This is a genomic window from Prevotella sp. oral taxon 376 (genome assembly GCF_003043945.1).
Lineage (GTDB): Bacteria > Bacteroidota > Bacteroidia > Bacteroidales > Bacteroidaceae > Prevotella.
In genome coordinates, this window is sequence record NZ_PYXG01000002.1 from 270,001 (window position 1) to 284,300 (window position 14,300).

General features: G+C 42.6%; 10 protein-coding genes. 2 read left to right on the forward strand and 8 right to left on the reverse strand.

The window, feature by feature from the left end; all coding sequences use genetic code 11:
• Nucleotides 1-118: 118 nt before the first annotated feature.
• The 8 genes from C7120_RS10625 to ppdK form a co-directional block, all read right to left on the reverse strand.
• Nucleotides 119-451: a cupin domain-containing protein gene (locus C7120_RS10625; RefSeq protein ID WP_107621651.1), complete on the reverse strand. Its 333-nt coding sequence runs from the start codon at nucleotides 449-451 to the stop codon at nucleotides 119-121.
• Nucleotides 452-589: 138 nt separating this feature from the next.
• Complete coding sequence (locus C7120_RS10630; RefSeq protein ID WP_107621652.1) at nucleotides 590-3,850, reverse strand: TonB-dependent receptor; 3,261 nt, start codon at nucleotides 3,848-3,850, stop codon at nucleotides 590-592.
• A gap of 146 nt (nucleotides 3,851-3,996) precedes the next feature.
• The gene (locus C7120_RS10635) at nucleotides 3,997-4,719 is read right to left on the reverse strand and encodes a 16S rRNA (uracil(1498)-N(3))-methyltransferase (RefSeq protein WP_107621653.1); all 723 of its coding nucleotides are present in this window, start codon (nucleotides 4,717-4,719) and stop codon (nucleotides 3,997-3,999) included.
• Nucleotides 4,716-4,988, reverse strand: coding sequence for a hypothetical protein (locus tag C7120_RS14375; RefSeq protein WP_369916875.1), 273 nt, complete (start codon nucleotides 4,986-4,988; stop codon nucleotides 4,716-4,718). The genes C7120_RS10635 and C7120_RS14375 overlap by 4 nt, the downstream gene beginning before the upstream one ends.
• A 286-nt stretch (nucleotides 4,989-5,274) precedes the next feature.
• Nucleotides 5,275-6,540 (reverse strand): MFS transporter, encoded by a 1,266-nt coding sequence (locus tag C7120_RS10645; protein ID WP_107621655.1) that lies wholly within the window; start codon nucleotides 6,538-6,540, stop codon nucleotides 5,275-5,277.
• A 341-nt stretch (nucleotides 6,541-6,881) separates the two neighbouring features.
• Nucleotides 6,882-7,517, reverse strand: a complete 636-nt coding sequence (locus C7120_RS10650) for a DUF3256 family protein (RefSeq protein ID WP_107621656.1) — start codon at nucleotides 7,515-7,517, stop codon at nucleotides 6,882-6,884.
• Nucleotides 7,517-8,014, reverse strand: coding sequence for a hypothetical protein (locus C7120_RS10655; RefSeq protein ID WP_107621657.1), 498 nt, complete (start codon nucleotides 8,012-8,014; stop codon nucleotides 7,517-7,519). Before C7120_RS10655 ends, C7120_RS10650 begins: the two co-directional genes overlap by 1 nt.
• Before the next feature lie 114 nt (nucleotides 8,015-8,128).
• On the reverse strand, nucleotides 8,129-10,852 hold the full coding sequence (gene ppdK / locus C7120_RS10660; RefSeq protein WP_107621658.1) for a pyruvate, phosphate dikinase: 2,724 nt from the start codon (nucleotides 10,850-10,852) through the stop codon (nucleotides 8,129-8,131).
• A gap of 211 nt (nucleotides 10,853-11,063) precedes the next feature.
• Between ppdK and rlmD the strand changes: the two genes are divergently transcribed.
• Together rlmD and C7120_RS10670 are read left to right on the forward strand one after the other, a co-directional pair.
• Complete coding sequence (gene rlmD / locus C7120_RS10665; RefSeq protein ID WP_107621659.1) at nucleotides 11,064-12,494, forward strand: 23S rRNA (uracil(1939)-C(5))-methyltransferase RlmD; 1,431 nt, start codon at nucleotides 11,064-11,066, stop codon at nucleotides 12,492-12,494.
• A gap of 85 nt (nucleotides 12,495-12,579) precedes the next feature.
• Nucleotides 12,580-13,695, forward strand: coding sequence for a porin (locus C7120_RS10670; protein ID WP_107621660.1), 1,116 nt, complete (start codon nucleotides 12,580-12,582; stop codon nucleotides 13,693-13,695).
• Nucleotides 13,696-14,300 lie beyond the last annotated feature (605 nt).

The following is a 14,300-nucleotide window of genomic DNA, read 5'->3' on the forward strand; positions in this document are numbered from 1 at the left end:
GGTCGGGTTGCAAGCCGCAAGTAATGGCATTACACGCCGCTTGTAACACTGTTACACACGGCTTGTAACACGATTACAAACGGTCTGTAACAATATTGGGGGCCGCTCCTCGGAATGCTCAATGATGCTCTGGCACTATGGCAAAGTAAACCGCGTCGTGGTCGGTCAGGTTCTCCATATAGTGAGAGTGCCCTTGGGAGCAATAGTGCACCTGTCCAGCACGAGCCACCTCTACCTTTCCGTCGTAATGAAAACTCAGCTCTCCACTAACGACAAAGACAACCTCACAGTTCTCATCATGGCTATGTATGCCCGTTGAGGCTCCTGGGTGCAAAGTGGAATACATAATCTTTACCTTGTCATCGATATAATTACGAGTATCAAGAAGACCCTTGCCTCCCTTGAAGCCGACCTGACGCACTTCCGGTATCTTATCAAAATCGATAATCATAATGTCTTTGACTTAAATGGTTTGTCAATGCAAGGATAGCCAAAAGCGGATAACTTTGAAATGAACCCTAAATGAGTTGAACAAAAAACTCTTGGGATGCAGTTCAAGTTACCCGCTTTTCTTCTACTATCCTGTTAATTAGAATGTATATTTCAAACCGATCTGGCCACGCCAGCGGCTGTAATAATCACTATAGTCTCTTGAAGCATAACTGCCCGTGAACTGGTATACGCCCTTGCCCTGATAGTTTACAGGACTGGAATATAGTCCGAATCCGTCGCCCATCGTGTGGCCCCAATCCTTATTGAGCAGATTCGCAAGGTTTATAATGTCGAAGCTCAACTCGATGGAATTGGTCTGCCCCGCAACCTTGAAGCTGTATTTCTGGGCAAGATGCACATCGAAATGGTGCTCGAAAGGAAGGTTGTCGGCATAGCGCTTATAGTATTCGCCACGATGATCTTTCATATACGAATCATTGCCCATCCAGTATTTCATCAGCTGGCGTTGCTGGTCTTCAGAGAGTGAGCCACCCTTATAGGTATCTCCGAACACCCTGTTGGTCAAGGCGTTGGGCGTAGTGTTGGGTGCAGAAGGCTCAAACCGCATCTTGTCAATTTGCTCATCCGTGGGAATGAAAAGAAGATCATTGCCATTGGCGCCGTCTTCATTGACATCCCCATAATAGTAATAGGTATAAGGTGAGCCACTGCGAGCCTGATAAATCAAGCCTACGGTGGTCAACCATGCCTTATTCTTGCCATAGGCAGCATGATAGAATGCCGAAGCCTGAATGCGGTGAGGAACATTATAGGCAGAGTTCCCCAACTCCGGATCATTTGAATTACGGTATGTATAATTGTAGCGCCAGTTGCTCTCCGCCACCGACGATCCGCCATTATTCACGCTCTTCGACTTGGTAAAAGTGTAGCTTGCCATCAAATCGAGGCCGAAGTAGAATTTCTTCTCTGCCTTCAGAGAGAGATTGGCGGTATAGCCCTTGGATGTATTATAAAGTCCATAGACATTAGTATAGGGCTGACCTGTTGTTATGCGGGTAAACAGAGGACGATTATCCCAGGCTATGTCGGTATAAACTTGGTTCATGGTCTTGCCTGTCTGCTCATAGGCAAGGTTCTTGTAGACAATGTCATTCAGGGTTTTTGAGTAAATAGCCTCCAAGGTCCAGTCGATGCCAAGCAACTGGAAATCAAATCCGAGATTCAGGCGAAGATTCTGCGCAAACTTAAATTTGCGGTCATAGACATTTACTTTCTGCCTGCCATCGACATTCAGTTTCTTCGCGTTCGCTTCTTGTCCGTTTGGATTCAGAATCAATTCTAAGCCTTTGGTGCCGTAGGTGTCATAAGTGGAAAGCTGAATACCTGTCATAGAGAAGTTGTTACTAATCCAGACGAAAGGAATACGACCCGTGAAAACACCTATGCCACCACGAAGAATGAACTTGTGATCATTATTGATATCCCAACGGAAACCTACACGCGGAGAGAACAATGGGGAACTGGAAAGCCTCTGGTTAGTCTTGACATTCCATCCCTGCGACTCTGCATAGGTATTAAAACCGGCGTTTTCTGCAGGTGTATCAAAGAAAACAGGAACATCGACACGCAGTCCATAAGTGAGCTGGAAATTATTCGTGGCATCCCACTTGTCCTGGGCATAAAAGCTGAACTGAGCTGCGCCGAAGCTGGCTCGCCAACGGGGATCTCCTGTTACATCCGTATTCGCGTGACCATAACGATATTGATTCATGTAAGCCACCTTTGGATCTATAGTACCAGCCTTCCATGCATCATAATATGACTTGAACATATCATAAGTCTTGAAATTATAGGAACCAAACAAATCTTGAATGAAAAGATTTGAGAATTTATATATCTCATTATGCGTTCCGAATGTAAATGTATGACTGCCCTTATACCATGTCAGGTTGTCTTCTATGGTATAGATGTCCTGATTCAGTCTGTTTGCCATGGAGGAACGCTCCACACCAAGATTCACACTACCGCCCCCGACACCATTGACCGATATCATTGGAAATTCGGACGATATGGCACGCTGGTCACGAACACGGACATAAGAAGCGCGGGCCTCATTGCTCAAAACAGGAGATAAGCGGCTCTGCAACTCCGCAATAAAGGAATTAGTCTTGCTCTTAAATGGATAGCTGTAGGTATTTGCGTTAATTGAGGACCTATTTCCTGTATTGTTCAACTGAGATGCACTTACTAAGCTCCATCTTAAGCTGAATTTATTGAACTCATTGATATTCCAGTCTAATTTGGCACCTGCCTTATCACTCTTCGTGTAAACATCAGGATTGGTCAACTCCCCATTATATTCTACCCCTTGAGCAGCAGCCATCTCTTTCACCCAAGCGAGAATATCCGCGGCCTGCTTAGAGTCAAACTTGGCTTCTTTAGAACCGAGCCCATAAAGATTTGGATAGGTCTTGTTAGATTTCTCATAGTTCACAAAGAAGAACAACTTATCTTTCACAATGGGGCCACCTAATGTAATGCCTGCATTGTATTCTTGCTGCTTATTGTATTTTGCGGCATATCCGCTGCCATCGGCCAAGGGAAACTTGTGCCCGATCAAATTCTGGTTATTTCCAAAACCATACAGACTTCCATGAAACTTATTAGTTCCGCTCTTGGTAATTGCATTGATCGCACCACCCGTAAAACCACTTTGACGAATATCAAAAGGAGCTACATTTACCTGAATCTGCTCAATTGTCTCCATGGATACCGGCTGTGTTCCCGCCTGGCCGCCATTGCTGCCATTGCTTGTAAGACCAAAGACATCATTGTTGGCGGCACCATCAATCATGAAGGAGTTATAGCGGTTATTAGTACCAGCAAACGACATTGCTCCGGTGCTTGTCGTTGTCAGCTGTGGATTCAGACGAGCTACATCGGCAATGCCATGTGAAATGCTCGGCATATCATTAATTTGCTGAGCATTCATACTTGTTGCTGCACCTGTTTTAGTTGCATTCATTCCCGCTTTTCCCGCAACAACAACCTCCTGTAATTGCTGTGCATTCTCCTCAAGAGAGCAAGAAAGAGTTTGAGTTTCACCCAACAAGAGACTTACATCGTTAAAAGTCTTTGCTTGATGACCAATATAGGTGATCTCAACTTTATAAGGTCCCCCCGGACGCATACCTTGAATGGTATAGCGACCGTCTACATTGGTAACTGCACGGTACATAGTGCCGGAAGGTAGGTGCGTAGCCGTAACTGTAGCACCAACGACTTCCTCGCCAGAAGAAGTAACCTTTCCACTAATACCAGAAGTTGTAATTTGGGCTGAAACAGAAATTGTAAACAACAATAACAGAACAGCCAAAAAGTGCAATCGTCTTTGCATAGCTTTTATTAAATTTTGATTAATATTACGGGACGAGACCCCTGATTATCTTTATATGCTACAAAATTACTTAAAATTTCTCATATATTTGATAGAAGAGTGTTAAAATATAAAAGATTTCCTGATCCGTTTTAAATCGTTTTGAGTTAAATCCTTTTAGCGAGCTGGGCCATGGTTACAGCCATAAGACCAGCTGTTTCTGTTCTCAGCCTATTGTTTCCCAATGTTATGGATTCATAACCTTTATCCATTGCTAGTTTCACTTCCTCTAAAGAGAAATCTCCTTCCGGACCAATGAGAATCGTAACATGTTCATTTTGGGGTTGTATCTGTACATCATTAAACAAATCAACTTTATCTATCTCGTCGTGGCAATGGGCTATGTATTTAGATCCCTCACATGGTCGATTGACGAATTCTTGAAATGAAATCATCTGATTAATCTTTGGTTTCCATGGTTTCCGACTTTGCTTGACAGCAGATATCATTATTTTTTCCAACCTAACAGTTCTCATGTATTTCCGCTCAGAAAACCGTGTCTGAAGAAATGTCAGCTCGTCAAAGCCTATTTCCGTTGCCTTTTCCAGCATCCATTCTATGCGATCCATCATCTTGGTCGGAGCAATAACCAAGTGAATGTGGCCTTTCCATGTTTTTCTTTGGGGAAGGACTTCCTGTATTTCATACATGCATCTTTTGGTTGCTGCCAAAGTTACGGTGGCACGATAGAAAGTACCCTGCCCATCCATCAGATACATTTCATCCCCCGACTTAAGCCTCAACACTCGCAATGCGTGCATAGCTTCTTCAATGGGAAGCTCTGTTTGTGATGCGGCATCGGGAACATAAAAATATCTTGATTCTTTCATTCTTGCAGATTCTTTTTTCTGTGATCTATTTCTTCTTTCAGCATTGAGGCCAACTCGTAGTTTTCTTCACTGATAGCCCGGTCTATGGCCTTCTCAAGCATGTCAAGACTTAATGCGTTTATCGGCAATTTTAATCCATGACTATCTTTATGAAACTCTGCACCCTGCTTCCGTATAAGCACCTCATCAATATAGATGGGGATACCACTTATTATCGACAAAAGAACCGCATCTGCAATTTGTATAGGCACCATTTCCAGAGTCTTCATATTATAAATCCTTGAGAGATATTCTCCTTTCCGGATGTCTTCTATTCTGATTTCGAAATGCATATCCGTCTCGGACTTAAGAAGACGCACCAATACCTCCGGCAGTAATCGATTGCAATTTGGTGTAGCAAAATCTCTAAGACTGAAATCATAAGTCGCATGCTTGTTACAAGGAATGGATACTTGCAATGTCTCATCTTCATTGACAAGCACCAAGATTCCCAGATGATCAGAGCCTACAATCTCCGTTATACACTTATATTTCAGCCGCACTTGAGACATATAGCTATATTGCTTTTTTCTTCGGGTTGAATACCAATGCAAAGGTTATTCCGACAAGCAATGCATATCCGGCAAAGATAAACCAACATGTAGGCCAATCGCCAACGGTAAGTATATTGCCATCCAAAACTTCTGAATGGGTATATGTATTAATAATGGCCTGCGCAGCCAGAGTGCCGACAGTTGCCCCTACACCATTAGTCATCAACATAAACAATCCCTGAGCACTTGAACGAATGTCAGGATCAGTCGACTTATCTACGAATAATGAACCTGAGATATTGAAAAAGTCGAAAGCGACACCGTAGACGAGCATGGAAAGAACAAACATCCAGACTCCATTTCCTGGATTTCCCAGACCGAACAGTCCAAAGCGAAGTACCCAGGCAAACATTGCAATCAACATGACATTCTTTATTCCATAGCGTTTCATGAAAAATGGAATCAGCAGAATACAGCAAGTTTCGCTAATCTGTGAAAGAGAGATCAGAATATTCGCATGCTGGACACCAAAAGTCGATACATATTGAGGATCTGCCCCAAAACTAAAGATAAACGGATTGGCAAACCCGTTGGTTATTTGAAGGCTGACGCCAAGCATCATCGAGAAAATAAAGAATATAGCCATTTTCTTCTGCTTGAATAGTGCAAATGCCTTTAAGCCAAAAGCCTCCGCAAGAGTCTTCTGTTTTCCTTCTTTCACATTCGCACAATCCGGTAATGTAAATGTATAAAGAAACAGGAAGAGACTCAAAATACCGGATGTAATAAACTGATTCTGATCTATCTGGAAATTCATGATATCTACGAACCACATAGAGCAGATGAAGCCGATAGTGCCAAAAACTCTGATTGGCGGAAAATCCTTCACTGTATCAAGTCCTGCATCCGTCAGGCAAAAATAAGCAACAGAATTACTCAATGCAATGGTCGGCATGAAGAAAGCAACACTTAATGAATATAATGTAAAGATTATGCCAAACTGAGTATCTGTACCTGCCGTATAGCCATAATAGGCTGTGGCAATCATAAAAATGCCGGCAATCAGATGGCATAACCCTAAGACTTTCTGAGAAGCCATCCATCTGTCTGCAATTATACCCATAATAGCAGGCATAAAGATAGATACAACTCCTTGCATTGAATAAAACCACCCGATATGAGTGCCAAGTCCAAGATTACCCAAATATCTTCCCATTGATGTAAGATAAGCTCCCCACACGGCGTACTGCAAGAAGTTCATCAAGATCAGTCTAATCTTCAGATTCATAGTTACTAGTTATTTTATACAAGTGCAAAGATACGAAAAATGGCCGTGAATAAAAAGCATTTTTTAGATTATTTTTTATAAGTCATGCAAAGCCAAAAGCCCCCAGAACAGGTAGGCCGTGAAATCTTTAATTCATCTTAAGATCTTTCAACGACATTTACTGCTGACAAAGAGAATATTCTTAACACCTTTTTATAAAGGCCAAGAGTATCATAACAAAAAAAATTGATTGTCTCACGACAACCAATCTTTTCTTAACCTTAATAATCTAATACCATGAAAAACACAATGCAAAGATAGCACATCTTCTGTGAAACTCCAATATAGTGCGCAAATTTGCTTTAAATTATAACACTCTTAAACATTTCTCCTGTCCATTTAAGCTTTTTTGGCAAAATAAAGTCTTTAATTGCCTCTTTCTCCTCCCTACTCATCAAGGGAAAGGAGAGACGGAAGAGAATTTCATTGGTTGCCAAATTTAACGAGGCATACATCAACACAGGATCGGGCATATCATGCTTATTTTCTAAAAGGGCATGCTGAGCAAAAACGAGACTATCCTTGATGCTATTGAGGTCAGAACCATCAAACATAGCTTCTGAGGGTAATCTGTTCCAATCTTTATCATAAAATTCTATCATGCTCTCTGATTCCGGAGCATTCAAGGTCTTTATCATGCACAATATGGAATCCGCATTAACGAAGGGCAACATTTTCAATTCAATCTTAGTGGAAGGATTGACCGTCAAATGCAGATAATCTGTTGACAATGTATCCAGCACTGTACTATCCCCTAATAAATTACTTACCTCAGATTTCACATTAAGATTGATAAAGTCTACCAACTCTATCCGCTGGTTATTATTTAAATAAGGTATAATGGAATCGGGCATAGACAGCCACATCTCTCTAACTGATTTCGCAGAGAGAGGTATCATAGACAACGATACCAAAAACAAGATTAATAGTTTTTTCATTATTTTTTAATAAGCCTATGAAATGCCCCAAAACGCAATTCCGTTGTCCACTGTCCTCCCCGGAGATGCGTTGAGAGCGTAAAAAGATGTCCTATTCCAGATGGAGCTACCCCACCTTTATAAAACTTATTGCCATTTTCCTCAAAGTCATATGTCATACTATATTTCTTACCCAAGTCGCAAGCAAGGGAATCTCTATCTGCAACGGCCCCCGGACGAGACGGTGCAACCATGAAAAAACGAGCTTCATTGAAATAGTCGCCAGTTTGCTTGGGTTCAAAGCCGAAGATTATTCTGTTGAAATAATATCCATTAATCGTCAAATCATAGTAGATTAAATTGTCTCCATCAATAGTATTTGGTTCTCCATACCTTGCTTTGAATATAGATAGGGCATCATGGCGAGAAGTGCCGAAGTCAACACCTACAAACTCATTTCCCACTGCATGTGCAGCAACGACCGTAAACCAACAAAATAATACAAGAAGCTTTCTCATCAACCTTTAGAATTCTAATTGGATACAAAGATACATTTTTTCCCCGACATATACAAGAAGTAAGAGGCAGAACTCCTAAGAATTCCGCCCCTCACAAAATAAGTTTTTTAAAGGCTATCCTTCTTCCACTGCTGCCTGCGCCGCTGCTAACCGAGCAATTGGCACACGGAACGGAGAACAACTTGCATAATTCATGCCAATCTTGGCACAGAACTTAACAGATGTCGGCTCACCTCCATGCTCGCCACATATACCCGTACGGAGTGTCGGACGAACCTTGCGTCCTTTGTCAACAGCCATCTTTACCAACTGGCCTACGCCTTCTTGGTCAAGAACCTGGAATGGGTCAACCTTCAAAATCTTCTGCTCAAGGTATACAGGCAAGAAGCTTGCTATATCATCACGAGAATATCCGAAAGTCATCTGCGTAAGGTCGTTCGTGCCAAACGAGAAGTACTGTGCCTCGCTGGCAATCTTATCGGCGGTAAGGGCTGCACGCGGAATCTCGATCATTGTACCAATCTCAAAGTCTATCTTGAATCCATACTGGTCGAATGTACGACGAGCACTCTTCAAGATTACAGCCTTTTGTTGGCGGAACTCTGCTACCGTGCCAATTAGAGGAACCATTATTTCCGGTTTTGGGTTCTTGCCTTCCTGTTTCAATTCACAAGCTGCACTGATAATAGCCCGAGTTTGCATCGCTGTTATTTCCGGGAAAGTGATGCCCAGACGACAACCACGATGCCCCAACATAGGATTATTTTCGGCTAAAGATTCCACACGACGCTTGATGGTCTCCAAGGAAACTCCCATCTCGTCGGCCATCTGCTGCTGGCCTTCCTTATCATGAGGAACAAACTCATGCAATGGCGGATCCAGCAAGCGAATATTCACCGGAAGCCCGTCCATTGCGTCAAGAATTCCCTTGAAGTCTGCTTTCTGATATGGTAGAAGTTTGTTTAATGCCTTTTCTCTTTCCTCTCCATTTTCAGCGAGAATCATCTTGCGCATAGCGATGATTTTCTTATCCTCGAAGAACATGTGTTCTGTACGAGTCAAGCCAATACCCTTGGCACCAAAAGAACGAGCCACAAGTGCATCGTGTGGAGTGTCAGCATTTGTACGAACCTGCAGACGGGTATACTTGTCGCAGAGATCCATTAATTCCTTAAAATCTCCACTAAGTTCTGCAGCCTTTGTCGGGACTTCTCCAGTATAAACCTGTCCCGTAGAGCCATTCAGGGAAATATAGTCCCCTTCCCTATATTTGATGCCGTCAATTTCAACTGTCTTTGTCTTATAATCCACATTAATGGCACCAGCACCGGATACACAGCATTTACCCATACCACGAGCAACTACTGCCGCGTGAGAAGTCATACCTCCACGGGCCGTCAAGATTCCCTCTGCGGCGGACATACCAGCCAAATCTTCTGGGGAAGTTTCTATACGGACCATGATCACTTTATGTCCATCCTTATGCCATGCCTGAGCATCATCCGCATGAAATACAATCTGGCCGCAAGCTGCGCCAGGACTTGCGGGAAGGCCCTGGGTAATAACTTCAGCCTTTTGAAGTGCCAGCTTGTCAAATACAGGATGGAGTAATTCGTCAAGTTTCTGTGGCTCACAACGCATGATTGCCGTCTTTTCATCTATCATCCCTTCGTGCAGCAAGTCCATTGCAATCTTGACCATTGCGGTGCCCGTACGCTTTCCGTTACGAGTTTGGAGAAACCAGAGTTTTCCTTCTTGTACAGTAAACTCCATATCTTGCATATCATGATAGTGATGCTCCAACTTATCCTGAATTTTATCCAACTGCCCATAGATTTCCGGCATGGCTTCTTCCATTGAAGGAAATCTTTCTACCCGTTCTTCTTCAGAAATACCAATCCGCTGAGCCCAACGCTGCGAACCGATTTTAGTAATCTGCTGTGGAGTGCGAATGCCGGCAACGACATCCTCGCCCTGTGCATTTACAAGATATTCTCCATTGAAAAGATTTTCCCCATTACCGGCATCACGGCTAAAGCAAACGCCGGTTGCAGAGGTTTCTCCCATATTGCCAAATACCATTGCCATGACAGAGACAGCCGTACCCCACTCATCAGGAATTCCTTCCATCTTGCGGTAAAGGATAGCGCGGTCGTTCATCCAGCTGCGGAACACTGCGCAAATAGCTCCCCAAAGCTGCTCTACGGGATCATTCGGGAAATCCTTACCCGTACGCTCCTTAATGGCCGCCTTGAAAAGTCTTACCAACTTTTTCAGTTCATCAACACTAAGGTCTTTATCTAACTTAACGCCGCGTTCGGCCTTGACAGCTTCTATGATTTCCTCGAACGGATCTATATCTTCCTTGTTTACGGGTTTCATTTCAAGCACCACATCACCATACATCTGCACGAAACGACGATATGAATCGTAAACGAAATGAGGGTTGCCTGTCTTTTTTACCATCCCCTCTGCAACCTCGTCATTCAAACCCAGATTAAGGATGGTATCCATCATGCCTGGCATGGAGGCACGAGCTCCCGAACGAACACTGACAAGCAGAGGATTTTCCGCATCACCAAACCTGGAATTCATTAAATTCTCAACATGCTGGACTGCAGCGGCAACCTCGTCCTTCAAGACTTCTATTATTTTCTCCTGCCCTACTTTATAGTATTCATTGCAGGTATCAGTGGTGATAGTGAATCCCGGAGGAACAGGTACACCTATTAAATTCATTTCCGCAAGGTTGGCGCCCTTACCACCAAGTTGTTCACGCATTGACGCGTTCCCTTCTGCCTGTCCATTACCGAAGAGATATACTCTTTTTTCGCTCATAGTTGGTTGTTAAATATATTTTTATAGAATGTCATTTATATTTCCTACTGCAAAGATACATTAATTATTTATTATATACAAATTATTTAATTGAAAAATTGTAAGGTCGAGTTTACATTTTAGATTGTTTACGACAACATGCATAAAAAACAAACACAGCCAGGGCAAATTCATAATATTTTTGTAACTTTGCATCTAAATTCAAAGTTTTATGAGCAGGAAAAAAACTCTGCCTTTATTAGAAAATATTACGATTGAGGCTGTCGCGGCTGAAGGTAAATGTATTGCCCATGTAGAAGACATGGCAATATTTGTACCATTTGTCGTCCCCGGTGATATTGTAGACCTTCAGGTAACTAAAAAGAAGCATCGCTATTGCGAGGCTGAAGCCATTAAATTTATCAAATACAGTGATGTCCGCGAAACTCCAATGTGCCAGCATTTTAGAATTTGCGGAGGATGTAAGTGGCAGAATCTGCCTTACGCGGAACAATTAAAGGCCAAGCAGCAACAAGTATATGACCAATTGAGTAGAATCGGAAAGATTGAATTGCCTGAATTTTACCCAATTTTAGGCTCTGTAAAGACCAAAGAATACAGAAACAAGCAAGAATATGGGTGTAGTGAAAAGCGTTGGTATACAAAGGAAGAACTAAAAGAGCTTCCTGCAAATTCCGGTTTGGCAGAAGGCGCAATTGGCTTGCATATCACAGGCGCGTTCGACAAAGTATATCCCATTGAGAAGTGCTGGCTAATGGACGACTTCCATAATCTGGTGCGTAATGAAATCTTTGAGTATGCCCAGAAAACTGGTATGACTTTCTATAACATCCGAGAGCAGCACGGACTTCTCCGTGATTTAATATTCCGTAATTCAAATACAGGTGAGTGGATGCTCATAGTACAATTTCACTACGACGAAGAAGGCGACGCAGAAAAGGCCAAAGAATTACTGAATCATATTTCAGATAAGTTTCCCCGAATCACCTCCCTAATTTATGTTGATAATCAAAAAGGAAATGATACCATTGGTGATCAAGAACTTATCACTTTCAAAGGTACGGACTATATCTATGAAACAATGGAAAGCCTGAAATTCAAGGTTGGTCCCAAGAGTTTCTACCAGACCAATACCGATCAGGCTTACCATCTATATTGCATTGCTCGCCATTTTGCAGAACTGTCAGGAAACGAGCTTGTCTATGACCTGTATACAGGGACTGGCACTATTGCAAACTTTATTGCCCACAAAGCAAAGAAGGTTATCGGAATTGAATATGTGCCTGAAGCCATTGAAGACGCAAAGGAGAACAGCCACTTAAATGGTATCGAAAATACCCTTTTCTATGCCGGTGACATGAAAAATATACTGACAGACGATTTCATCTGTCAGCATGGCCAGCCGGATATAATCATTACCGACCCTCCCCGTGCCGGCATGCATCCCGATGTGGTGAAAGTCATTATGAATGCCGCACCAAACAGAATCGTCTATGTAAGTTGCAACCCTGCCACTCAGGCGCGCGATCTAGCCCTGTTCGACCCCATGTATAAAGTTGCTAAAGTTCAACCTGTAGATATGTTCCCGCACACGCCACATGTAGAGAATGTCGTGCAACTCATAAAACGGCAGACAGTTTGATTTTTCCCTGAAAAACTCTATAGCTTTTAAAAAAGATTCTTATCTTTGTTATTGAAATATGTTTCATGATCTAATTAAACCAAATATGAAAAAAGGTATCATCATCGCATTGTTGGCTTTCATCGCGATTTCTACCAAAGCACAGGAAAAGAAACAGACTTGGATTAACAATGTCAAACTTTCCGGCTATAGTATTATTCAGTATCAAGCCAGCAGCCAGGAAGAAGCGAAGAGCAATTCTTTCAATCTCCGGATTGCCCGTGTTTCTCTGGACGGCCGTATCCTGAAAGACTTTTATTGGAAGGCACAAATCCAATTCAACGGAAACACCTCCACTCTTGGAAGTTCGCCCAAGGTTGTCGACCTCTTCGTCGAGTGGCAGAAGTACGATTTCTTTCGCGTAAAAATCGGCCAGTTCAAGAATCCGTTCACCTATGAAAATCCGATGAACCCGATTGATCAGGGATTCATGGGATATGGTCAGGTGGTTCAGAAATTAGCGGGATTTTCTGACCGTGCGGGAGCGCATAGTTCTAACGGCCGAGACATTGGCCTACAGTTTCAGGGAGACTTCCTTAAGAATGCCAATGGCCGTAATCTGATTCACTATCAGGTTGGGGTTTTTAATGGGCAAGGAATCAATATGAAAGATGTTGACGAGCAGAAAAACATCATTGGAGGCGCATGGGTAATGCCTGTGCCAGGCATGCGTATCGGCGCCTTCGGCTGGACCGGAAGCTATGCGCGCAAAGGAACATGGACAGATGGCGGTGGCGGTAATGGAGTGCGCAAGCTCCAGCAGCGTCGCTATGCCTTTTCGGCAGAATATCTTGTAGATGACTGGACTTTCCGTTCTGAGTATATTCACTCCACGGGTTATGCCTTCGCCCAAACACTGACAAATACCGATAACGCAACCAACACCAACTGCAACCTCAGCAGTAACGGCGACAAGGCACAAGGTGTCTATGCGTTGATTATCGCGCCAATCATCAAGAAGAAGGTTCATGTGAAGGGGCGTTACGACATGTATCAGCCTACAGGAGATTCAAATAAACAAAAAACACAGTATGAGATCGGCGCAGATTACCTGTTCCATAAAAACTTCCAGATCAGTGCCGAGTATTCATTTGTAAACGATAAGTCCCTTTCCGACCGTAACTATGGAATTTTTGATGTAGAAGTTGCATATCGTTTTTAACTGATAAGACTCTTAAGCAACCTATATCCCCCGAAAAAATCCCAATGTTTTTCGAGGGGCATAGGTTGTTTTTAACTATGCGCATACAGAAAATTCCGTATAGGTTTCAATCTGAAACCGCTATGGGGCCATATAGAAGTCAATTTCTGTATATGCATTTATTTTCTAAATAATTATCCAAAAATTCCCTGTGAATTAAGAGAAGGAAGCTCTTTTAACGGCTTAAAGGAATATCGGAAGCTGCAATTCTGAAAACAGGAAGCCACTAATTAGTTTGCAAAATACCGCTTTTTTAAATCCTGGCTCCGATATCCCAATCCGAAGAAATATACTGTTTGTAAAATAAAGAGAAAGAGAAGTCCATAAACGCGCCGTATCGCACTTTCAGACGACGCCCCTTGCCAAGTGTCCCCCTCCCCTCTTCAGAAAGCCATATCCGATTTGCATAATTATTCACTAACAGTTTTTCAACTTTCCTATAAAATCCGGGGATTCAGATATAACCGGTCTATTAGAACATCCCCAAAAACATCTTAAAATTGTGTGGAAGGTATTTTTTTTCGTCAATAAAATTTCTTTTCTAAAAAAATATTAATATATTTGTC